This window comes from Glycomyces amatae (assembly GCF_020991375.1).
GTDB lineage: Bacteria > Actinomycetota > Actinomycetes > Mycobacteriales > Micromonosporaceae > Glycomyces > Glycomyces amatae.
This window is the reverse complement of sequence record NZ_JAJLQZ010000005.1, coordinates 94,366-115,371: the sequence shown is the minus strand read 5'-3', so window position 1 is coordinate 115,371 and position 21,006 is coordinate 94,366. Positions and strand designations below refer to the sequence as shown.

Below are 21,006 nucleotides of genomic sequence, written 5' to 3'. Positions count from 1 at the left end.
GCGTCAGCTCAGGGCGCAGCGGGCGAGCGCGCCGGTCTCCATGGCGGTCCAGACCGCGCCGTCGGGGCCGACGACGAGCCCGTGCGGCTCAGTGTGGCCCTCCGGCAGGTCGTGCTCGGTGACGGTCCCGTCGGGGCCGATGGCGGCGAGGCGGCTGACGCCCCACTCGGTGAACCACAGGTTCCCGTCCGGGCCGGTGACGATCGCGTGCGGCCGCGCCTCCCGGTCGGGCAGCGGGTACTCGGTGACGTCGCCGCCGGTGGTGATGCGCCCGATCTGCCCGGCGCCGATCTCGACGAACCAGAGCGCGCCGTCGGGGCCCGCCGTGATGCCGACCGGGCCGGCGGCCTCGGTCGGGAGGGCGTGGACGGTGACGTCCCCCTCGAGGTCGATGCGGCCGACCGCGTTGGCCGCGTTCATGGTGAACCACAGGGCCTCGTCGGGCCCGGCGGTGATCGCCGAGGGGAACGCGCCCTCGACCGGCAGCGGGTGCTCGGTGACGTCGCCGCCGGTGGTGATGCGGCCGATCCGGTTCGCGGTGGTCTCGGTGAACCACAGCGCGCCGTCCGGTCCGGCGGCGAGGCCGTAGGTGCCGGACCCGGGGGTCGGCGGGTCGAACTCGGCGATCTCGCCCGCGGTGGTGATCCGGCCGATGCGGTGGCCCCGGTGCTCGGTGAACCAGAGCGCGCCGTCGGGGCCGGGCACGATGATCGCGGGCCCGCAGTCGGGGTCGAGGTCGAACGCCTCGGGCTCCTCGCCGGGGACGAGGCGCCCGATCCGTCCCGAGTGGACGAGGGTGTACCACAGCGCGCCGTCGGGGCCGGTCGTGACGGCGTAGGGGCCGGCCTTGTCGTCGGCGACGCGGATCGCGCTGGTGACGTAGGCGCTCACAAGGATCGCTCCAGTCCGTGCTCGGCGGCGACGGCCGCGATGTCGGCGGGGGCGCCGGACATGATCGTGCGGGCGTGCTCGGTGACGAGCGCGACCGGCCAGTCCCACCAGGCGGCGCGCAGCAGCTGCTCGATACCGGCGTCGTCGAAGCGGCGGCGGATCGGCTTGGCGGGGTTGCCGCCGACGATCGTGTACGGCGCGACGTCGCCGGTGACCACGGAGCCCGAGGCGATGATCGCGCCGTCGCCGATGGTCACGCCGGGCATGACCATGGTGTTGTAGCCGAACCAGACGTCGTTGCCGACGACGGTGTCGCCGCGGCTGTCGACGTTCATGACGATGTCGAGGGTCTTCTCGGCCCAGTCGCCGCCGAAGATCGCGAAGGGGAAGGTCGAGACGCCGACCATCGGGTGGTCGGCCCCGGCCATGAGGAAGCGGGTGCCGGTGGCGATCGCGCAGTACCTGCCGATCACGAGCTTCTCGGGGCCGTAGCCGTAGAGGACGTTCTTCTCCTCGAACGCGGTCGCGTCGTCGGGGTCGTCGTAGTAGGTGTAGTCGCCGACCTCGATCTTCTCGGACTCGATGAGCGGCTTCAGGAAGACCACTCGGGGGAAGCCGGGCATCGGGTGCAGCGCTCCCGGATCGGGGATCATGCGCGTTCCTTTCGTCGGAGGCGGAACGCACGATACCCGTGCGCGCGGTGGGGCGCACGGGCTTTTCGGCTCACCAGCCCAGTTCGGGCCCGTCCGCGCCGTGCTCCGCCCGGGCCCGGAAGCGGCCGATGAACAGGAGCACGAGGATGAGCGGCAGTCCGGCGAAGGTCGCCAGCAGCGGCAGCTGCTCGGCGGTGCCGAACCAGGAGGGCGCGCCCTCCATCAGCATGGGCGCCAGTTCGTCGTAGCCCCACTCGCCGAGCATGGGGACGCCGGCCAGTACGCGGCCGAGGCCGAACCAGGCGATGATGAGCGCTCCGGCGACGCTGAGCGTCCCGGTGAGCACGACCGACCAGCGGGGGCCGAAGCGGACCGCCACGGCGAGGGCGGCGAAGAGGACCGCGCCGGCGAGGTAGGCGAGGGCCAGGTCCAGGAACCGGAACTGCACGATCTCGTCGAGTCGCAGCAGGTAGTACTGGGTGAACTCGTCGTCGCGGTCGAGCAGGCGGGCGGCGGTGTCGGCGTGGGCGCGGGAGGCGGCGGCCCAGGCGGCGACGGCGCACGCCAGGGAGACCCCGGCGACGGCGAGGGCCAGCCAGGTCGCCGCGAGGGGCCTGCGGGGGACGAGGTCGAGTCCGGTCATCGGTCGGATCAAGGGAGGCTCCGATCATCGGCGGCGAACTGTCAATACTACGAGATGCCGCGAGGCGAATCCACTGTCGCCGGACCGTTTCGGGCGAGGCCGCACACGTCGGGCGAGGCCTCCGGGGCGGCGCGGGGCCGCCGCCCGGGGTCAGCGCTCGCCGGGGCCGCCCATCTCCGGCAGGCCGGGGTTGAAGCGGTCGACGTACCGCGGGTGGACCCACAGGAACCGGCCGCGGTCGAGCACCCGCACCAGGCCGCCGAAGTCGGGGTCCTGCTCCCGCAGGAGCGCGTGCAGGGTCCGCAGCTGCTCGCCCGGCGGGTCGTCGTCGCGCAGGCGCTGGTCGGTGCGGACGTGGTCGGCGAGGAGTTCCGCGGTCTCGGCGGTGCCGCCGATCGCGGCGCGCGTGAGGTTCGCCTGCTCTTCGAGGGCCTTCCACTGGTCGTCGCCGAGGTCGAGCTTCATGCCGTCGAGCGCGACCGGGAGCATGGCGCGCAGCAGGCGCCCCACGGCCTTGATCCAGGGGGCGGCCTTGACGAGCCACTCCCGCGGCACGCTGATCCGGTAGACCCCGCTGCCGGGATCGTCGTTCAGCGTCCGCAGCGGCTTGCGCGAGTACTCGCACCACAGCACCGCCCGGTACTCGACGAACGCCGGGTTCAGCGAGTTCGCCTGGCGGACGTTCTCGAGCGTGAACAGGCGGGGCCCGTGCGCGGCCTCGTCGTTGAGGGCCTTGAGGATGTCCTGGAGATAGGACTCCCCGCGGGAGATCACGCGCGTGGCCTCGCTGCCGATGGTCGCCCGGGTGAGGACGCCCTCCCCGTGGATCCGGTCGAGCAGTGCGGCGAACTTCGCGTCGAGCGTCTCGCTGACGGCCTCCCCCATCCGGTCGGCGGGGTTCGACGACGCCGAGACGCCGTTCATGAGCACGTCGATCGAGGCGTCCTCGTCGCAGGCGGGGCAGGTGATCTCGGCTTTGCCCTTCAGCCGCCGGTTGATGAGGCGCTCGAGCTCCCACCGGCCCCGCCGGGAGCGCCCCGGGTCGACGCAGGAGTCGCCGCAGCCGACGAGGTTGTGCACCTTCACCCCCTGCCAGAACTCGCGGACGTGCGCCTCGATGTCCTCGACGATCAGGTTGAGGAGGTACAGCGGGAACGCCGCCTTGACCGTGACGGCGACCTGGTTGCGGCCCAGCTCGATCAGCGCCCGGCCGTGGAGGCCGTGGTCGGCGACGAGGCCGCCGGTCCAGTGCAGGCTCTGGGCGTGGTCCGCGCGGCCCAGGGAGAACCGGTGCAGGCGCACGATGAGGCGGTAGACGAGGCCTTCGGGGATGTGGAAGTTGTCCGAGGCGTCGCTGAACCGGCAGATCCGCGTCTGGACGGGCAGGCCGGGGTGGTACTCCTCCCACGGTGCCAGGTCCGGCGTCCGGGAGTCGACCAGCTGCGCGACCAGGCTGGTGGGCGGGCGGTCGCCGCCCTCGTCGCTCACGCGGTAGGAGATCTCGTACTCCTCCATGAGCCGCAGCAGGATCCGGTGGACCTTCGGCGGGTAGCGCAGGTGCGGCGGGTTGGTCGGGTCGTCCCAGACGGCGTTGAGGCGGGCGTGCTCGATGAGGCCGTGGTCCTCGATGGTCCGCGGGTCCTCCATGACCAGGCTGACCGCGGTGCTGAGCCAGTCGCCCTTGAGGACGACGACCTGGTCGAGGCCGGGGATGTGCGGGTAGTAGCACCAGTAGCCCAGGTCGGTGGCCACGCCGGCGAGGGTCTTCGCGGAGACTTCGGCGATGCCGTGCGCCTCGGCGCGGCGCAGGTACTCCGGATAGTCCAGATAGGGCTCGCCGGTCGTGCGCAGCTCGGCCTGGAACCGGAGCCAGCTCGCCGGAAGCCTCCTGGTGAAGTGCGGGAGCGCGGCGGCCGTCCGCTGGACGGCGGTCTTGAGCTCCTCGATTCCGGCGCCGGTGCTGCTGTCGACGTGGTGGAAGCCGGCGATGGTGTCGCCGTGCAGACGGCGGATACCGGCTTCGTCGATGTGGGCGAAGCGGTCCTTGGGGCCGCCGTGGGTCGCGACGACGTGGATGCGGACCTCGTCGCCGGCGCGGCGGCGGACCAGCTCGATCCACTCGTTGACGAGGTCGGGTCCGGGGCCGTGGCGGGGCTTCCAGACGACCAGGTAGACGGCGGGCGCGGTGAAGAAGAGCTGGTGGGTGGGCCGGTAGGTCGGCTGGCCGCCGAAGTCCCAGGTGTTGAGGACGCATTCGTCGGGGGTGCCCTGGGCCAGTGGCAGGGACTTGACCTCGATCCCGTGGGTCGAGGAGCGGTCGGGGTCGAACCGCTCGCCGAGCATGGCGCTCAGGAGCGTGCTCTTGCCGACCTCGCCCTCGCCGACGAGCACGAGCTTCGCCTCGCGGACCGCGACTCCTTCGTTGAGGACCTCTTTCAGGAACGCCATGAGGCCTTCGGGACCGACGGCTTCGGCGGCCTTGACCTCCGGAGGGAGGGGGTTGTCATCGACGGAGACCTTCGCAAGGCCTGGGATCAGGGCCAGTCGTTCGGAGAGCATGACCAGGCGGTTGTCGTCGAGGTCGAGTTCGGTGAGTGCGGCGAGGTTCCCGATCGACTCCGGCAGGGCGGTGAGGCGGTTGTCCCAAAGGTCGAGTTGGGCCAGCGCGGTGAGGTCCCCGATCGACTCGGGCAGCGCGGTGAGGCGGTTGTTGCCCAGGTTGAGCCGGGTGAGGGCGGTGAGGTCCCCGATCGACTCGGGCAGGGCGGTGAGGCGGTTGTTCGCGAGTTGGAGTTCAACGAGCGCGGTAAGGCCGCCGAGCGTCTCCGGCAGCGCGGTGAGCCGATTCTCATCGAGGTCGAGTTCGGTGAGGGCGACGAGGTCGCCGATCGACTCCGGCAGCGACGTGAGGCGGTTGTCCCAGAGGACGAGTTTCGTCAGCGAGGTCAGTCGGCAGATCGTCTCCGGCAGGGCGGCCAGACTGTTCTCCTTGAGATCGAGTTCGGTGAGCGCGGCCAGGTTCCCGATCGACTCCGGCAGTGTCTCCAGGTCGTTTTCCCTGAGTTTGAGCTGGAGGAGTCCGGTGAGGTTCCCCAGCGAATCGGGCAGGGAGGCAAGGCGGTTGCCGCTCAAATCGAGTTCGGTGAGGGCGGTGAGGTTCCCGATCGACTCCGGCAGCTCGGTGAGGCGGTGGTCGTGGAGGTCGAGTTCGGTGAGGGCGGTGAGGTTCCCGATCGACTCCGGCAGCGCGGTGAGGCGGTTGTCGCGGAGATCGAGGCCGACCAGTGCGGTGAGGTTCCCGATCGACTCCGGCAACGAGGTGAGGCGGTTGTCGCGAAGAACCAGTCCGGTCAGCGCGGTGAGATTCCCGATCCATTCCGGCAGCGCCTTGAGGTCGTTGCCTCCCAGGTCCAGGTGTTCCAGGGCCACCAGGTTCGCGATCGACTCGGGCACCGCGGTGAGTCTGTTGTCGTGAAGGTTGAGCTCGGTGAGGGCGGTGAGGTTCCCGATCCATTCGGGCAGCGTCGTCAAGCCGTGGCCGTCGAGGGCGAGCCCGGTGAGGGCGGTGAGGTTCCCGATCCATTCGGGCACCTCAGTGAACCTGTTGCCGTGGAGGTCGAGTTCGGTCAGGGCAGTGAGGTTCCCGATCGACTCCGGCAGCGCGGTGAGACGGTTTTCCCTGATCACCAGCCGGGTGAGGGCGGTGAGGTCGCCGATCGCCCCCGGAAGCTCGGTGAGGCGATCGCCGTCCAGGTCGAGTTCGGTGAGCGCAGTCAGGTTCCCGATCGCCCCCGGAAGCTCGGTGAGGCGATTGCCGCCCAGATAGAGCTCGGTGAGCGCGGCCAGGTTCCCGATCGAGTCGGGCAGCACGGCCAACCGGTTGTCCCTGAGGTCGAGGGAGGCGAGGGCCGTCAGGTTCCCGATCGACTCCGGGAGCTCGGTGAGGTCGTTGTCCATCAAGTCGAGGTTGGTCAACGCGCGCAGGTTCCCGATCGAGTCGGGCACCGCTGCGAGGTCGTTGTCCATCAAGTCGAGTTCGGTGAGCGCGGCCAGGTTCCCGATCGAGTCGGGCAGCACGGCCAGCCGGTTGCTGTGGAGGTCGAGTTCGGTGAGCGCGGCCAGGTTCCCGATCGACTCCGGCAACACGGTCAACCGGTTGTCCTTGAGGTCGAGGCCGGTGAGCGCGGCCAGGTTCCCGATCGAGTCGGGCACCGCCGTGAGGTCGTTGCCCATCAAGTCGAGACTGGTCAATGCGCGCAGGTTCCCGATCCACTCCGGCAGTGCCCGCAGATCGTTCGATTGGAGGTTGAGCACGCGGAGAGCGGTGAGGTCGCCGAGCTCCTCGGGGAGCGCTTCGAGGTCGAGGCCGGACAGGTCGAGTTCGGTCAGGCCGGTGCGCTTCGCTTCCCGGATACGACGTTCAGCCTCGTCGAGCATGTGCGGCCGCGCTTCCTGAAGACGATGGGATGAGCCCCCATCGTAAGGCAGCGGCGGTTCCGGAGCAGTCCTCCAGTACTGCTTCCGTGCAGGGCCGCAACGCGTCCGAGCGACGGTCGCCGCCTCGGCGCCGGGCACGGTGACAACGGCCCCCGAGGAACTCGCGGCGCCGAAGCGCGCGCCGGATAGGCTCGCACTCCACAGGACGGCACTGCTCGCGCAGGCCGCCCTTCCGCTACCCCCACGTAGATCGGTACCCGCTTGTGAGCCCCGAACATCTTCGCGACGCCGCCGGGATCGCGGCCGTCTTCGGCTTCTTCGCCATGTCCTGGTTCGGCTGGGCGCAGGAGAAGCCGCCCACCTCCTGGTTGTGGCCCTTGCGGATCGGCTCGGTCCTCAGCGGGCTGACGGCGGTGGCGGGCGGTCTGCTGGTGTGGCGGCACTGGTCGGACGGGTCGGTCATCGACGAGAGCACCGGGCCGGTCTTCGGCGTCATCGTGGGCGTCGAGTTCGCCGCCGCCGGGCTCGGGGCGGGCCTGCTGGCCTGGCGCAGGCGCGCCGACCTGATGTCGGCGTGGATCGCGTTCGTGGTGGGGGTGCACCTGTTCCCGGTGGCGGTGGTCTTCGAGATCCCGGCACTGCACGTCACGGCCGCGCTGGTCACGGTCGCCTCGATCGCATCGGTCTTCGTCGCGCGGGCCAAGTCCCTGACGGTGAGCGCGGTCGTGGGCGCGACCACGGGCCCGGTCCTCCTCGTCTCGGCGGTCCTGGCGCTGGTCTCCGCGCTCACCCGCTGAACACCGGCGCGCCGCCGAACACGAGGCGGGACCGGGGAGACCGGCGCTTACGGCTTCGGCGGTGCACCCGCGTCCCTTCACCGGTGCTTCGCCGACCGGCCCTCACGCCCCGCAGCCACCAGCGCGCCTTGCCCTGGACCGGCCAAGCCGCCGAGTGGGCGCGCTCCGACCTTTCTCGCTTTCACGGCCGCGATAGGTTGTCTGCCATGCCTGAACTCGGATCTGTCGACTGGCCGCCCCGTCCGATCACGACCGAGCGGCTCGTGCTCCGCGAGCCCGAGGTCGGGGACCGGGCGGCGATCATCGAGCTGTTCACCTCGCCGGAGGTGGGCGCTTACATCGGTGGTCCTCGGCCGCGTGAGGAGTTCGAGCGCGCGGTGCCCGAAACCCCTAAGCGGCGCCCCGGCCTTTTCGTGGTCGATCTCGGCGGGGCGATGATCGGGATCGTCACGCTCGACCGCCGCGACCCCGATCATCCGGTCCACGTCCGCCCGGCGGCCTCGGAGGCTGAGCTCGGCTACATGTTCCTGCCGCAGGCGTGGGGGCGCGGGTACGCTGCCGAGGCGTGCGCGGCGGCACTCGAGTGGTGTGCCCGAGCGCTGCCCGGCGAGCCGGTGGTGCTCACGACGCAGACCGCCAACGAGCGCTCGTTGCGCCTGGCGGCGAAGCTGGGGTTCACCGAGGTGGAGCGGTTCGAGGAGTGGGGCGCCGAGCAGTGGTTCGGCGTCTGGTCCCCGAAAGCCGCCGATGCGCGCGGAGCCCGGGGCGCGGGCGAATGCCGGAGTCACCGGTTACGCCGTGACGCGGTCGGAAAACGGGCGTTCGCGCTCGGGCTGTTCGGGATGCCGTCCTCGACGCCTCACGCCTCGGCGTCCAACCGTGCCGCTAGCCGTCCTCCCGGCACCGCAACGAGGTGGGCGCTTGCGACCCGCGCCATGATCGGGAGCTCGAAGCCCGCCGCGATCTCGAGCGCCCTGCCCGGCTCGGCGACCTTCATCGCGAGAGTGCAGTGCGGCAGGAGGGCGCCGGGCCGGTAGTAGGGCCAGACGCCGTCCACGATGGGCTCGATCGCCCGGTCGACCTCTCTGTGCAGGTCGAGCAGCCGGGCCGAGGGATCGAACGCCTTCCCGGTCGAGGGCGGCCCAGATCCGCCTGACCCGGCGATCGGCTTGCTCGTCGAGGAACAGTTCGATCGCGAAGTGCATGGCGCCCTCCTAAGGCTCGTCCCGTCGCCGGTTCAGGGCTTTGGCCGCGGGAGTCCGCGGGAACTGGAGTGGTGAGGGGGCGTGGGTCAGGCCGTCGTCGGCTGCAGGAGGTCGAAGGCGCGGTCGAGCAGCGCGGCGCGGTCGGCGGTGCCGTCGGAGCGCAGCCATGCCTGCGACGCGGTGTCCAGTGCGGCGGTGGCGGCGTTGGTGAGCAGGTCTGCGGTGAACGCGTCGAGGTCGGCGCCGGGCCGGTCGCGCAGGGCTCGGCTGACCTGCTGGCGCCACCGGGACCGCTTCTCGTGGACGCGGGCGCGCAGCGACGGCGTCGACTCGATCAGCTTGAGGCCGGCCACCGCCTGGCCGGAGGCGTGGATCTGCCGCTCCGATTCCGAGAGCACGGCGCGCAGCGACTGCCAGGGGGCCTCGTCGGCCGGTCGCGCCAGGAGGTCCCGGACGACCTGGTCGCCGGTGACGTCGATGCCTTCGAAGACCGCGTCCTCCTTGGCCGGGAAGTACCGGAAGAAGCTCCGCTTGGTGAGCCCGGCCGCGCGGGCGATCTCCTCGACGGTCGTGTCCTCGAACCCGCGCTCGGCGAACAGGTCCAGTGCGATCGCGGCCAGTTCGGCGCGCACGGCTCGGCGCGTCCGCTCCCGAAGTCCCTCTGGCATGCACTCCAGTCTACTTCATGACACCAGGTGTCACAAGTTTCATTGAATGTCGTAAAGTCGAGGAAGACCCGACGCAAGGAGGCGACTCATGACCCTGCACGGCAAGACCGTCCTAGTGACCGGCAGCACCGGCGGCATCGGCAAGGAGACCGCACGAGGACTGGCGCGGCTGGGCGCGCGCGTCGTGCTCGTCGGGCGCGACGCCGACCGCGCCCGGGCGGCCGCCGCCGAACTCCGCACCGACACCGGCAACGACGAGATCAGCGCCCTCACCGCCGATGTGACCCGCCGCGGCGACCTGCACCGGCTCGCCGAAGCCGTCACCGCCCGCCACGACACGCTCGACGTGCTCGTCAACAACGCCGGCGTGACCATGGAGCGGCGGGAACTGACCGAGGACGGCGTCGAGACCACCTTCGCCGCCAACGTCATCGCGCCGTACACCCTCACCCGGCTCCTGCGACCGGCGCTCGCCCGCGCGCGAGCGGCCCGGGTCGTCAACATCACCGGGGGCGTGCCGCGCGGGCGGATCGACGTGGACAACCTGCAAGGCGAGCGGGCCTTCGTGGGCCTGTCGCACTACAACCAGACCAAGCTGGCGCTGATGGCCATGAGCTACACCTTCGCCGAGCACCTGACCGGCACCGGGGTGACCCTCAACGTGGCCTATCCGGGCCACGCCTACACCTCGATGAACCAGAGCCTGACGACCGGGGCCTACCCGGCGCCGGCGCGGCCGATCGTGCCGCTCCTGCGGCTCGCGATGCCCGTCCTGTACGGACACCGGGCGGTGGTCAAGGCATCGCGATCCAGCGTCCACCTCGCCGCCAGCCCGCACGTCGAGGGCGTCCACCAGACCTACTTCAACACCCGGTCGCGGGCCACCCCATGGCCCGACGCCGTGCTCGACGAACGCACCCGCGACACGATCTGGGCGCTGTGCGGGCAACTCGCCGACTAGAAGACCGGTCGCCACCGGTGCGGCAAAGGCGCAGACGGCCTCGCAGCAGTCTTGGACAGAGCCCTCCTCCGGACTCGTGCCGCCGGTTCGACCGCCTCGTGCGCCAGTCGGAGCGAGGGGCGCCGCCGCTCTGGCCGCGGTCGCCGGAGTCTGGGCCACCGGGCATGCGACCACCTCATTCGAGTGGATCCGCTCACCGCTGAGCCTCGCCGGCGCCGGGATTGTCCACTGCTGACCACCGCAGCGGCACGAGGATCCCGATCCGCTTACGGGCGCCTGCGCGTCATCGCGGTCGTATTGCCCGTGGCGATCATCGGCGTCGATCTGATCCCCGGCGCCGCCCCCATATGGTTCACCCTGGCACAGGCCGCTGGCGCGCAAGAGCGGTTCGAGCGGGTCTCCCCGTCCTGCCCCTGTCTTGCCGGTGTCCGGCCTTGTTCCGGCCGCGCCCCCGCCGCCAGACTGATCGCTGTGGCGACGACCCTTCTCGGTCGTCCCGCCCCGGGCGGTCGGCCGAGTCCCGAACTCGGTCCTCCTCCGGGGGAAACGGATTGCACGACGATTGCGGCGGAAGGAACACGATGTCCCTCAACAGTCTCCTCAAAGGCAACATCCGAAGGGTCTCGGCGACGCTCGCCGGACTCGCTATGGCGGCGTCCCTCGCGGGAGTCGCCGTCGCCGGCACCGCTTCGGCAGCCCCCGGCGCCGACCGGGCCGAGACGTCCTCGTCCGTCACCGGCGAATACACGGCCCAGGTGCACTGGTTCTACGAGGACTTCTTCGTCCGCCGCATCGACTGCCTGACGAAAGGCGAGGTGTACGAGGACGAAGGCTATCTCTATCAGTGCCGGACGGCGGAACGCAACAACCGCGTCGTCTACGAACTGTGGCTCGGAATCGAGTGACGCCGCTCCCGCGACGCGTCGAGGGCCCCGAGGCGGAGGCCTCGGGATCCTCGACGGCAACATGCAGGGCATGGGCGAGTTGAGTCGGTGACCGATATGATGCCTTTTCGATAATCACGTTGCTTGTTCATCTTTTGCGATGGCCGTGATGTCATGTTCGCGGTCGAGGGCGTGCGCCGATCGCGCGGCCGCGATCTCGGTTCGGTGCTCCACGGCCCAGTCGGCGAGGGCCGACAGCGGTACGAGCAGGCTCTGTCCGAGCCGTGTGAGACGGTACTCGACGCTGGGCGGATTGGTGGGGAACACCTCGCGATGGACCAGGCCGTCGGTCTCCAGCCCGCGGAGCGTGCGGGTCAGCATGCGTTGGCTGATGGTCGCGATCCCGCGGTGGAGCTCGTTGAAGCGATGCGGGCGCCTGCCCAGCAGCACGACCACCAGGACCGACCATTTGTCGCCGACCCGGCGAAGGACGTCGGTGACCGGGCACTGTTCGTATTCCTCGGCCGGCACCGGGTCGGGCAGGGGCGCGCTGACCATGGAAGGCACATGCATGTGCGCATCAGACTGCAAAGTGCCTCCTTGCGCGCTCGAATGCGGTTACTGAAGATAGTAGTGCTTACTGAAAGTAACTGCCTGAGGAAGTCGCACATGCCTGTCCAGGAACCGAACACTCGCAAGCCCGCCGTGATCGTCATCAGCGGCGGCACCGACGGGATGGGGCGCGCTCTGGCCCTCGCCCGTGCCGAACGCGGCGACCGGGTCGTCGCACTCGGCAGCAATCCCGCCAAAGGGCGGCACCTGATCGACGAGGCCGACCGAATCGGCGTCGCCGACCGGGTGCGGTTCCTCCAGGCCGACCTGTCCAGCGTCGCGGCCACACGACAGGCGATCCGCCAGATCGGCGCACGCCATGAGGCCATCGACGCCCTGTGCCTGTTCGCGAACCGGCAATCGCCCAAGCGCGCCACGACCCCGGAAGGGCTCGAACGCACCTTCGCGCTGTACTACCTCAGCCGCTACCTGCTCAGCCATGGACTCTCGCCGCAGCTGCGCCGCAGCCGGGCCCCGGTGATCGTCAACGTCGCCGGCGTCGGCATGACCAAGGGCGCGGTTTCCTGGGGCGACCTCCAGCTCGAGCGCAAATACAGCACGATCGGCGCCCAGCTCCAGGCCGGCCGCGCCAACGACCTGCTCGGCGTCGCCTACGCCGCCCAGCCGCACAACCCCATCCGATACGTCCTCTACCATCCCGGCTTCACCAAGAGCGGCGACCTCAGCCCCTTGCCGACGGCGGCCCGCCTGTTCATCCGCGCAGCGGCCAAGGTGGCCGCGCGCCCGGTCGAGCAGTCCATCGCACCCGTTCACGGGTTCATCGACAGCCCACCGCCGGTCCCCCTCGTGGCGATCGACCGCGGCACCTCCCTGCCTCTGACGCTGCGAACGCTCGACCCCGCCGACGCCGAACGACTCGCCGAGGCGACCAGGGCGCTGCTCGACACGATTCCTCCCGCACCGGGAGCCGAATAACCAGCGCAGGCGCAGCAGTCACGAAATCCCCTGAGCGACAAGGAGCACCGTGCCCGGTCCGATATCACCGACCGGATCGCGCAGCACGGCATCGAGACCTCGACCCGGCTCGGCCGACACCGGCGGTCGTGGTGCGAGCTGTCGGAGGGTCGGGTCGGTCCGCCAGTAGGCGGTCACGAGCAGGACCCGGTCGGGCCAGGAGGGTGCCCAGGGCCGTTCTCTTATGTCGAAGGCCCGGAGAGCGGTCGGTGCTCGGGTCCTGGGCGTCGGCCTCAGTGCTGCTGGCGTGCGGGTTCGACGGCGGGGAGGACCTTGGTGAGCAGGAGGTCGAGGAACTGCTCGGGGCGGCGGTAGGCGGCGAAGTGGCTGGCGTCTGCGATGAGGGCGAACTCCTTGTGCGGGGCCGTGACCGACTCGTAGAAGCGACGGGCGGGTTCGGGCGGGGTGATGGCGTCCTGGTCGCCTTGGAAGATGAAGAACGGCAGGTCGAAGACGGTCCCTTCGGTGTACTCGTCGATCACCATGGCCTCGGGGCCGACCTGTTCGGCGAAGCCCATGGACTTGATGTGGCGGGGGATGCCGGCGAGGGTGCCCTGGGGTCGGACCAGAGCGAGCGCATGACGACGGTCTTCATGGTGGCCAGGGTGAGGGGGTCGGACATGACCGCGAGCTGGTTGAACCGGGAGTACTCCGCGACGCTCCAGGCCGTGGCGTCGGGGCCGATCACCTCGATGAACGCGAGGTCTTTGGGCTTGCCGCCCTTGCGGAGCCGTTCGAGCGCCCCGGCGTAGGCGGCGTGGGGGCCGCCGCCGGCGCATCGGCCTGGCGCGGTCCGGTTCCGCTCAGTGACCGCAAGTGCATGCAGGGCGTCCTATTGGCGTTGTGCACCGGCATCGGCTGAAGGCATCTTCCTCCCGAGCTCGGCTTCGGATCGGGCGTCGCCTGCTGGCGGCGCTTTCGCCATTGGCGCCAGACGGGCGCCTGGGAGGCCTTGCATCAGTGTTTGCTCTCCGAACTCCGTGCGCTCGGGGCAATTGACTGGCCCGCGGTCGGTCTTGACGGCTCCCATGTTCGGGCCGGAAAGAGGCGAGGGGACCGGTCCTTCGCCGGTGGACCACGGCCGGGCCGGCTCGAAGCACCACATCGCCTGCGACTCGGCCGGTACCCCGCTCGCGACCCTCACGACGGCGGGGAACGTGCCCGACATCAAGGGCGCCCGAGACTGGGCTGCGGACGCGTCCCGCGGCGGCCGCCTCGGCGTCGTCGCCATGGCGCTGCGGCCACGGTCAGCCCGATCAATGCGCTCGCGACGCCGGCGATCAGCCATCCGGTCGAGCCGCCGGTGACCGGCTCGCAGTCGGCAACGCACAGGATCGGCTCGATCCGCACCAGATCGGCGCCCTGAAGTGCCCACAGCAGACCGAGGAGCATCAGGACGAGGCCGACGATCACTCGTGCGGCACTGCGCCAGGTCATTGCGGTGCTCCTGGTGCTCGCTGCGCGTGGGGGTCGGCTCCGGCCGGTACCGGAGGGCCTGCGGCCGTGGGGCGGGCGATCGGCCCGGGGCGACTGCGGTGCTGCATGTGGTCCGTTCCGCTAGACTGCAAATATTCAGGAAACCTTAGAAGGAGAGGTTATAAGGTGCCCGAAGTAAACGCAAGTCCGCGTGCGATGCTGGCGCCGCAACTGGTCATTCAGGCCTTCGACCTGGTCATCGACGGGCTCCACCGCCATCTCGTGGCGGCAGGCTACGACGATCTGCGCCCCACCCACGTGCTGAACGTCCTGCGGCTCATGGACTGCGACGGCACCCGCCCCACCCTGCTCGCCCGCCGGGCCGGGATCACACCGCAGGCCATGAGCGAGCTGGTGGGCCACCTGGAGCAGCGCGGCTACATCCGCCGCATCCCCGACCCCGATGACAGGCGGGGACGCGTCGTCGTCTACGCCGAACGAGGAATCCACGCCGCCGAGACCGGCGAAGCCTTCTTCGCCGACCTCCAAGCCCACTGGGGCGCGATCACCGGACCCGAACGCGTCCAATCGATCACTACCGCCCTCGCCGAAATCGTCGACACAGACGCCGACCACGCATCCCCGAGCGCATGAGCCCGAACGGCGCCGAGGACGGCTTCCACCTGCGGGACTCCGAACTCTCCGCGGAGTCCCCCGTGTTCGACCTGTCTCCTGAGGACTTCTCGGCCCTGCTCCACACCGCGGGCTGACGCTCCGGTCCCCCGGCGACGCTTCAGGCGGCCCCGCGTTCGCGGGGCCGCTTCTTCGTCGGACCGTCTCTCCCGCTCCTTCTCAAGCGCTTCCCGAACCGCGACTCCCCTCGCCGGTTCAGGGCTTGAGCAGCTCTTTCAACTTGCCCACGAAGCCCTTGCTGCCACTGCCGATCGCACCCGCGATGGTCTGGCCATTGGCTCCCACCGTCCCGATCGAGACGCTCCCCCCGTTGTTGACGATCTGGTACTCCGGCCGGCCGGGCGCGATCCCCATCGCGGCCTCCAGCGGTCCCACGTCGATCTTCCCCCTCAAGTAGTCGCGCAAGGTCTTCAGGCAGTGGTGCACCAGGACGAGCTCCATGAACGCGGCGTCCGCCGCCTCGTTGGGGCTGTTCTCCGGCTTCCCGGAGCTCTCCTGCCGGATGCCGGCGTTCGTCGCGCGCCCTCCGGGCTGCAACTCCCACCACTGGTCGAACCGGCGCTTCCCGCGCATCGACCACCGCCCCAGGGTCTTGCCCGCGCTGAACGGCGCCTGGAACACGGCCAGGGGCATGGTCCCGAACCCCACGGCCCCGGCGCGGCACATGAACGGGGCCCGCCGGAGATCGCCCGTCTCGAACAGCTTGAAGCACTCCAGCGTCGGCAGCAGGCGGCAGGGCACCAACTCGACCACCAGCACGCCGGCCCGCTGCTCGACGCGAACGAACAGGTTCGTGACGAGTTCGCCTTCCCCTTGGATGACTTGGATGCGCAGGTAGGGCCTGACCGAGAGCACCCGATCCTTCAGGATCTCCGAGAACGACTCGTACCCCCGCCCGCGAATGTTGAGCTCCTCGATGAGCGAGACGGGTTCACGGGTCGCCGAGTCCTTGACGAACACCTGGTTGAACACCGTCAGCAAGGCGAGCCCGCGAGGCGCCTCCTCCCCTTCCTCCGGCTTCACGGCCAGCGCCTCGGTCTGCGCCCACAACTCCTTCATCACCAGTTCCAGGTCGATCTCCTCGGGCGAGGAGGCGCCCCTCGGCGCCGCCAGCGGCACGGGGATCTGGCGGAGCGCGCCGATCTCGCCGAATCCGACGAGGGCCAGCTTGTTCCCGCTGTAGGTCACCACCTCGGCGTCCTGGCTCGACGCCATCCGCCTGTGGCGAGGACCGCGGATGCCCCTCGGCTGCTTCTGCTTCGGGATCGCCGCGATGCATCCGGCCCGGATGAGCCCGCCTGCGGCGCTGACCAGCCCGAGCGCCGTGAGTTCGAGAGGGACGCGCCACCACAGGGTGTTGCCGGAGGCGAGACCGGCGACCGTTCCGAACGCGAGCGACGCGACCGCTCCCCAGAAGAGCCACTTGAACAGCAGCGGGTTGAGGAGGTACGCCGCGGCCGTGTAGCTCTCCATCCTCAGCGAGGGCGCGGCCGAGGGCCGGTGGGCGATGCCCGCCAGCGACAGCCAGAGCAGGAAGCAGCCGGCCAGGAGCACCCGGTTCAGCGGGGACTCGAGGGAGAGGAGGACCGCGGCGAGCGCGACCAGCGTCATCATGACGCCGAAGTTGATCATTCGCGCGCGCTTGCCGTGGCCCACCACGAGCATCGAGTCGATGGCCGGGTCGGGGGCGAGCGGCTTCCCCAGGGGCTCGTAGACGTCGTTGAGGACGAAGTCCCGGAGGTCGGGGTCCAGGTACGTGCGAACGCACACGTGCCAGGTGGTGAGGTTCCCGCGGGCCTCGGCCGGCCCCGCCAGCCTGAACTGCGGGGAGGGCGGGTTGTGGGTGGTCATCTGCGAAGTCCGGCTACCGGCCTCGCAGCTGCGGTGCACCGTGGCCTGCGGCCCCGCCGAAGGTGGTGTGGTTCGCTGTCATGCGTCGTCTCCAACATCGAGAAGTGAGTGCGAAGTGGACGATCGATCGCCCCCTCCGCTCCAATCCGATACTCGCCGTGACGTTACCGACCCGTATATTGTCGGCAAGACAATTTCTGGCGAGAGAGGTAGACAGTAAGAGGGTCGTGAAAAGTTGTCAAGCCGAGAGAGCGCGTTCACATATAACGAAACGAAAAGCGCCCTCTTCGGGCAAAGAGGGCGCCCTTCGGGTTCACTCGCTCGTCACTTCACGGCGTGCGTGACGTCCCTCTCCTCGGCGTAGAAGCAGGCCGTCGGATGCGTGCCCTTGTCGCCCACCTCGAGCGTGGGGACCTCCTCGGCGCAGTGCTCCGTGGCCTTCCAGCAGCGGGTCCTGAACCGGCAGCCCGACGGCGGGTTGATCGGGGAGGGCACGTCGCCCTGCAGCACGATCTCCTCGCGGTGGCCGCGCAGCTCCGGGTCCGGCACCGGCACCGCCGACAGCAGCGCCTGCGTGTACGGATGCCGCGGATGGTCGTAGATCTCCCGGCCCGTGCCCCGCTCCACCACCTTCCCCAGGTACATCACCGCGACCTCGTCGGCGATGTGCCGCACCACCGACAGGTCGTGCGCGATGAACACGTACGCGAGACCCAGCTCGTCCTGGAGCCGCTCCAGCAGGTTGATCACCTGCCCCTGGATCGACACGTCCAGGGCCGATACCGGCTCGTCGCACACCAGCACCTGCGGGCGCAGCGCCAGGGCCCGGGCGATCCCGATGCGCTGGCGCTGCCCGCCCGAGAACTGGTGCGGGTAGCGGTTGATGTGGTCGGGGCTGAGCCCGACCATGTCCAGCAGCTCCTTGACCTCCTTGGCGCGGTTGCCCTTCGGGATCACGTCAGGGTGGATCTCGAAGGGCTCGCCCACGATGTCGCCCACGGTCAGCCGCGGGTTGAGCGAGGTGTACGGGTCCTGGAACACCAGCTGGACGTCCCGCCGGAACGGCCTGATCCTGCGCTGCGAGAGGTTGCCGATCTCCTTGCCCTGCAACTTGATCGACCCGGAAGTGGGCGTCTCGAGGCCGACGAGGAGCTTCGCGAGCGTGGACTTGCCGCAGCCCGACTCCCCCACGACCCCGAGGGTCTTGCCCGCATGGAGCTGGAGGTCGACCCCGTCGACGGCCTGCACGTGGCCGACCGTGCGCTTCACGACGATCCCGCGGTGGATCGGGAAGTGCTTGACGAGGTCCTTCGCCTCCAGCACCGGCTCGGCCGCGTTCGCCTGCCCCAGTTCAGCGTTCATCGGTGTAGACCTCCTGGGCGAAGTGGCAGCGGCTGCCGTGGTTCTCGGCCGGCTCCAGCCAGGGCGGCACCTCGGCGGCGCACTTGTCCTCGGCGGCGAAGCAGCGCGGATGGAACGGGCACCCGCTCGGCAGCGAGGCCGGGTTCGGCGGCAGCCCGCCGATGACCTCCAGCTCCCGGCCGACGGCGTCCACGCGCGGGATCGCCCGCAGCAGCGCCTTCGTGTACGGGTGGGCCGGGCGCTTGAACACCTCGCGGATGCCCGCGCGCTCGACCACCTCCCCGGCGTACATGACCGCGACGTCGTCGGCGACGTCGGCGACCACGCCGAGGTCGTGCGTGATGAGGATCAGGCCCATGTTCCGCTCGGCCTGGATCCGCTTGAGCAGCCGCATGATCTGGGCCTGCACCGTCACGTCGAGCGCCGTGGTGGGCTCGTCGGCGATGAGGACCTCGGGGTCCAGGGCGAGCGCCATCGCGATCATCACGCGCTGGCGCATGCCGCCGGAGAACTGGTGCGGGTAGTCCCCGACGCGGTTGGCGGCGTCGGGGATGCCGACGAGGTCGAGGAGTTCGACCGCCCTCCGCCTCGCCTCCTTGCGGCCGGTGCCGCGGTGGACGCGGAACAGCTCGCCGATCTGGAACCCGACCGACCACAGCGGGTTGAGGGCCGAGAGGGCGTCCTGGAAGACGATCGCGATGTGGTTGCCGCGGATGGTCCTGCGGGTCTCCTCGTCCTTGTCGAGGAGGTCGACGCCGTGCAGGCGCACCGCCCCGCCGGTGATGTGCCCCGGCGGGGTGTCGAGGATGCCCATGACCGCCTGGGAGGTCACGGACTTGCCCGAGCCGGACTCGCCGACGACGGCGAGCGTGCGGCCCCGCTCGAGCGTGAAGCTCGCGCCCCGCACGGCGGGGACGCGCTTGCCGCGCACTTGGAACTCGACGCGGAGGTCGTCCACTTCGAGCAGCGGTGCGTTCAGGTCGGCGCCGGGGAGGGTGTCGCCGATGACGCGGATGGTCTCTGCCACCGGTTCACCTCAGTTTCGGGTCGAGGGCGTCGCGCAGCGCGTCGCCGAAGGTCGCGAACGCGAACACGGTCAGGACGAGCAGTCCCAGCGGCCACGCGAACAGGTACACGTACCCGCCGCCGGCCCACTCGGTGCCCTTGGACAGCAGCACGCCCCAGCTGGTCGCCGGCGGCTGGACGCCGATGCCGAGGACCGCCAGGGCCGCCTCGGTGACGATGATGCCGCCGATGGTGGTGGGGACGACGGCCGTGACCGGGACGATCGCGTTCGGCAGGATGTGCTTGAACATGATGCGCCGGTCCGAGGCGCCGAGGCACTTGGCCGCGACCACGTAGTCGAGGTTCTTCGTCTCCAATGTGGCCGCCCTGGTGTAGCGGCAGAACTCCATCCACCCGAACAGCGAGAGCGCGAGCGCCGGCGCGGCGATCGTCTCGAACAGGGTGTCGGCCGAGACGCGGCCCCGGAACAGGCTCAGGATGAGGATGGCGCCCATGAGCATCGGGATGACGATGAACACGTCGAGGGCCCGGGAGATCAGGGTGTCGAGCCAGCCGCCGTAGTAGCCGGCGTAGATGCCCAGGACCAGCCCGACGGCTACCGAGACGATGATGACGGTGAGCGCCAGGACGATCGTGGGCCGGGTGCCGTGCACGAGCGTGGCGGCGAAGTCGCAGCCGAACGCGTCAGTCCCCAGTGGATGGTCGCCGGTGAACCAGGTGTCGGGGCGCAGCTTGGCCTCGCGGCCGCGGCACACCGTCGGGTCCTTGTCGGTGAACAGCCCCGGGAACGCGGCCATCGTGAACACCAGCAGCAGCACCAGGCCGGCGATGATGACATCGGGGCGCCTGATCATGGTGCGGAGGGCGTCCGACCAGAGCGAGGCCTGCCGTTCGGCGGCGGGTACGGGCGCGGTCAGCTCACTCATAGCGGATCCTCGGGTCGAGTGCGGCGTAGAGGAGGTCGACGACCAGGCTCACGAAGACCACCACGAACGCCGAGACGGTGAGCCCGACGATGACGAGGTTGCCCTCCTGGCGCTGCACCGCCTGGAAGATCATGCGGCCCATGCCCGGGATGCCCATGACGCCCTCGGTGAGGACGGCCCCGGAGAGCATGAACGCGAACAGGAAGCCGACGCCGGTGATGATCGGGATCATCGAGTTGCGGATGACGTGCACGATCGTGATCCGCATGGGCTTGAGCCCCTTGGCCCGGGCGGTCCGCACGAAGTCGGAGCCGAGGTTCTCCAGCTGGGAGGCGCGGATCAGGCGGGTCATGGTCGCGAGCCCGACGGTGCCGACGATGATGCCCGGGATGATGATCGTCGTCCATGGATAGTCGGGGTTGTAGTTGGGTCTGAAGACCTGCCCCATGAAGGACTCGGAGCCCCATATGCCTCGGGCCCAGCGGGTCAGCGGCACCGCCGCGATGTAGACGTAGGTCAGGAGGATGAGGAACACCGGGACCGAGTCGGCGAGGATCGTGGTGCCGCGCACGGTGTGGTCGATGAACCTGCCGCGGTGGCGGGCGGCCCAGGTGCCCAGCAGCATCGAGACCACCACGAGCGTGATGACCGAGAAGACGAAGAGCCGCAGGGTGTTCGGGATGTAGACCGACAGGAGCTGCGCGACGTCCCGGTTGCCATTGAGGGTGGTGCCCAGGTCGCCCTGGGCGAAGCCCTGGAGGCGGTCGACGAACGGCAGCAGGCACGGGTCGCCGACCCGCTCGTAGCAGGGGCTGTCGAGGCCGTAGAGGCGCTCGACCTGCTCCAGCATGGCCGGGTCGGGGGCGCGGTCGCCGCCGAAGAACAGCAGCGCGGGGTTCCCTCTGATCTGGACGGACAGGGCCATCAGGTAGTGCAGCAGGAACAGCACGATCCCGAGTGTCAGGAGTGCCTGGAGAAGACGGCGGATGACATAGCGTCCCATATT

Annotated in this window: 18 protein-coding genes and 2 pseudogenes; 6 read left to right on the top strand and 14 right to left on the bottom strand. The window is 70.0% G+C overall.

Annotation, left to right across the window (positions count from 1 at the left end; genetic code table 11):
- Positions 1–3: 3 nt before the first annotated feature.
- The 4 genes from LO763_RS09770 to LO763_RS09755 form a co-directional block, all read right to left on the bottom strand.
- Positions 4–891 (bottom strand): Vgb family protein, encoded by an 888-nt coding sequence (locus LO763_RS09770; protein WP_230601787.1) that lies wholly within the window; start codon positions 889–891, stop codon positions 4–6.
- On the bottom strand, positions 888–1,544 hold the full coding sequence (locus LO763_RS09765) for a CatB-related O-acetyltransferase (protein ID WP_230601786.1): 657 nt from the start codon (positions 1,542–1,544) through the stop codon (positions 888–890). The genes LO763_RS09770 and LO763_RS09765 overlap by 4 nt, the downstream gene beginning before the upstream one ends.
- A 70-nt stretch (positions 1,545–1,614) precedes the next feature.
- On the bottom strand, positions 1,615–2,199 hold the full coding sequence (locus LO763_RS09760) for a hypothetical protein (RefSeq protein ID WP_230601785.1): 585 nt from the start codon (positions 2,197–2,199) through the stop codon (positions 1,615–1,617).
- Between the two features lie 138 nt (positions 2,200–2,337).
- On the bottom strand, positions 2,338–6,624 hold the full coding sequence (locus tag LO763_RS09755) for a leucine-rich repeat domain-containing protein (protein ID WP_230601784.1): 4,287 nt from the start codon (positions 6,622–6,624) through the stop codon (positions 2,338–2,340).
- Between the two features lie 263 nt (positions 6,625–6,887).
- Between LO763_RS09755 and LO763_RS09750 the strand changes: the two genes are divergently transcribed.
- Together LO763_RS09750 and LO763_RS29715 are read left to right on the top strand one after the other, a co-directional pair.
- On the top strand, positions 6,888–7,421 hold the full coding sequence (locus tag LO763_RS09750) for a hypothetical protein (RefSeq protein WP_230601783.1): 534 nt from the start codon (positions 6,888–6,890) through the stop codon (positions 7,419–7,421).
- Between the two features lie 206 nt (positions 7,422–7,627).
- Positions 7,628–8,158, top strand: a pseudogene (locus LO763_RS29715) (GNAT family N-acetyltransferase); the annotation flags it as partial.
- Positions 8,159–8,712: 554 nt separating this feature from the next.
- On the opposite strand, the gene LO763_RS09740 reads toward LO763_RS29715, so the two are convergent.
- Complete coding sequence (locus LO763_RS09740) at positions 8,713–9,294, bottom strand: TetR family transcriptional regulator (RefSeq protein ID WP_230601781.1); 582 nt, start codon at positions 9,292–9,294, stop codon at positions 8,713–8,715.
- Positions 9,295–9,382: 88 nt separating this feature from the next.
- On the opposite strand from LO763_RS09740, the gene LO763_RS09735 reads away from it, so the two are divergent.
- Together LO763_RS09735 and LO763_RS09730 are read left to right on the top strand one after the other, a co-directional pair.
- Positions 9,383–10,255 carry an SDR family NAD(P)-dependent oxidoreductase gene (locus LO763_RS09735; protein WP_230601780.1) on the top strand — a complete coding sequence of 291 codons (873 nt, stop codon included), beginning with the start codon at positions 9,383–9,385 and terminating at the stop codon, positions 10,253–10,255.
- 581 nt (positions 10,256–10,836) lie between these two features.
- Entirely contained in the window at positions 10,837–11,160 is a 324-nt protein-coding gene (locus LO763_RS09730) for a hypothetical protein (RefSeq protein WP_230601779.1), read from the top strand.
- A 114-nt stretch (positions 11,161–11,274) separates the two neighbouring features.
- On the opposite strand, the gene LO763_RS09725 is transcribed toward LO763_RS09730, so the two are convergent.
- On the bottom strand, positions 11,275–11,697 hold the full coding sequence (locus LO763_RS09725) for a winged helix-turn-helix transcriptional regulator (protein ID WP_369431960.1): 423 nt from the start codon (positions 11,695–11,697) through the stop codon (positions 11,275–11,277).
- Positions 11,698–11,808: 111 nt separating this feature from the next.
- Here LO763_RS09725 and LO763_RS09720 point away from each other — a divergent pair, with 111 nt between their 5' ends.
- Complete coding sequence (locus tag LO763_RS09720; protein ID WP_230601777.1) at positions 11,809–12,687, top strand: SDR family NAD(P)-dependent oxidoreductase; 879 nt, start codon at positions 11,809–11,811, stop codon at positions 12,685–12,687.
- Positions 12,688–12,816: 129 nt separating this feature from the next.
- Here LO763_RS09720 and LO763_RS09715 read toward each other — a convergent pair.
- From LO763_RS09715 to LO763_RS09705, 3 genes and pseudogenes are all read right to left on the bottom strand, one after another.
- Positions 12,817–12,909: pseudogene (locus tag LO763_RS09715) on the bottom strand (IS5/IS1182 family transposase); the annotation flags it as partial.
- Positions 12,910–12,959: 50 nt separating this feature from the next.
- Positions 12,960–13,244 carry a serine aminopeptidase domain-containing protein gene (locus tag LO763_RS09710; protein WP_230601776.1) on the bottom strand — a complete coding sequence of 95 codons (285 nt, stop codon included), beginning with the start codon at positions 13,242–13,244 and terminating at the stop codon, positions 12,960–12,962.
- A 649-nt stretch (positions 13,245–13,893) separates the two neighbouring features.
- Positions 13,894–14,163 carry a hypothetical protein gene (locus tag LO763_RS09705; RefSeq protein WP_230601775.1) on the bottom strand — a complete coding sequence of 90 codons (270 nt, stop codon included), beginning with the start codon at positions 14,161–14,163 and terminating at the stop codon, positions 13,894–13,896.
- 195 nt (positions 14,164–14,358) lie between these two features.
- Here LO763_RS09705 and LO763_RS09700 point away from each other — a divergent pair, with 195 nt between their 5' ends.
- The gene (locus LO763_RS09700) at positions 14,359–14,796 is read left to right on the top strand and encodes a MarR family winged helix-turn-helix transcriptional regulator (protein WP_230601774.1); all 438 of its coding nucleotides are present in this window, start codon (positions 14,359–14,361) and stop codon (positions 14,794–14,796) included.
- Between the two features lie 234 nt (positions 14,797–15,030).
- Here the strand turns inward: LO763_RS09700 and LO763_RS09695 are convergent, their stop codons facing one another.
- From LO763_RS09695 to LO763_RS09675, 5 genes are all read right to left on the bottom strand, one after another.
- Positions 15,031–16,686 (bottom strand): AbeC-like domain-containing protein, encoded by a 1,656-nt coding sequence (locus tag LO763_RS09695; protein ID WP_230601773.1) that lies wholly within the window; start codon positions 16,684–16,686, stop codon positions 15,031–15,033.
- Positions 16,687–17,010: 324 nt separating this feature from the next.
- Positions 17,011–18,048 carry an ABC transporter ATP-binding protein gene (locus LO763_RS09690; protein ID WP_255672127.1) on the bottom strand — a complete coding sequence of 346 codons (1,038 nt, stop codon included), beginning with the start codon at positions 18,046–18,048 and terminating at the stop codon, positions 17,011–17,013.
- Positions 18,038–19,075, bottom strand: a complete 1,038-nt coding sequence (locus LO763_RS09685; protein ID WP_230601772.1) for an ABC transporter ATP-binding protein — start codon at positions 19,073–19,075, stop codon at positions 18,038–18,040. The genes LO763_RS09690 and LO763_RS09685 overlap by 11 nt, the downstream gene beginning before the upstream one ends.
- A gap of 4 nt (positions 19,076–19,079) precedes the next feature.
- Positions 19,080–20,000: an ABC transporter permease gene (locus LO763_RS09680; protein ID WP_230601771.1), complete on the bottom strand. Its 921-nt coding sequence runs from the start codon at positions 19,998–20,000 to the stop codon at positions 19,080–19,082.
- Entirely contained in the window at positions 19,993–21,003 is a 1,011-nt protein-coding gene (locus LO763_RS09675; protein ID WP_230601770.1) for an ABC transporter permease, read from the bottom strand. The genes LO763_RS09680 and LO763_RS09675 overlap by 8 nt, the downstream gene beginning before the upstream one ends.
- Positions 21,004–21,006 lie beyond the last annotated feature (3 nt).

Bases quoted from the DNA above. Each gene is read 5' to 3' on its own strand.
- LO763_RS09765 (WP_230601786.1), bottom strand. From the start codon at position 1,544: ATGATCCCCGATCCGGGAGCGCTGCACCCGATGCCCGGCTTCCCCCGA.
- LO763_RS09755 (WP_230601784.1), bottom strand. From the start codon at position 6,624: ATGCTCGACGAGGCTGAACGTCGTATCCGGGAAGCGAAGCGCACCGGC.
- LO763_RS09740 (WP_230601781.1), bottom strand. From the start codon at position 9,294: ATGCCAGAGGGACTTCGGGAGCGGACGCGCCGAGCCGTGCGCGCCGAA.
- LO763_RS09735 (WP_230601780.1), top strand. From the start codon at position 9,383: ATGACCCTGCACGGCAAGACCGTCCTAGTGACCGGCAGCACCGGCGGC.
- LO763_RS09730 (WP_230601779.1), top strand. From the start codon at position 10,837: ATGTCCCTCAACAGTCTCCTCAAAGGCAACATCCGAAGGGTCTCGGCG.
- LO763_RS09725 (WP_369431960.1), bottom strand. From the start codon at position 11,697: ATGGTCAGCGCGCCCCTGCCCGACCCGGTGCCGGCCGAGGAATACGAA.
- LO763_RS09720 (WP_230601777.1), top strand. From the start codon at position 11,809: ATGCCTGTCCAGGAACCGAACACTCGCAAGCCCGCCGTGATCGTCATC.
- LO763_RS09710 (WP_230601776.1), bottom strand. From the start codon at position 13,244: ATGGGCTTCGCCGAACAGGTCGGCCCCGAGGCCATGGTGATCGACGAG.
- LO763_RS09705 (WP_230601775.1), bottom strand. From the start codon at position 14,163: ATGACCTGGCGCAGTGCCGCACGAGTGATCGTCGGCCTCGTCCTGATG.
- LO763_RS09700 (WP_230601774.1), top strand. From the start codon at position 14,359: ATGCTGGCGCCGCAACTGGTCATTCAGGCCTTCGACCTGGTCATCGAC.
- LO763_RS09695 (WP_230601773.1), bottom strand. From the start codon at position 16,686: ATGACCACCCACAACCCGCCCTCCCCGCAGTTCAGGCTGGCGGGGCCG.
- LO763_RS09690 (WP_255672127.1), bottom strand. From the start codon at position 18,048: ATGAACGCTGAACTGGGGCAGGCGAACGCGGCCGAGCCGGTGCTGGAG.
- LO763_RS09680 (WP_230601771.1), bottom strand. From the start codon at position 20,000: ATGAGTGAGCTGACCGCGCCCGTACCCGCCGCCGAACGGCAGGCCTCG.
- LO763_RS09675 (WP_230601770.1), bottom strand. From the start codon at position 21,003: ATGGGACGCTATGTCATCCGCCGTCTTCTCCAGGCACTCCTGACACTC.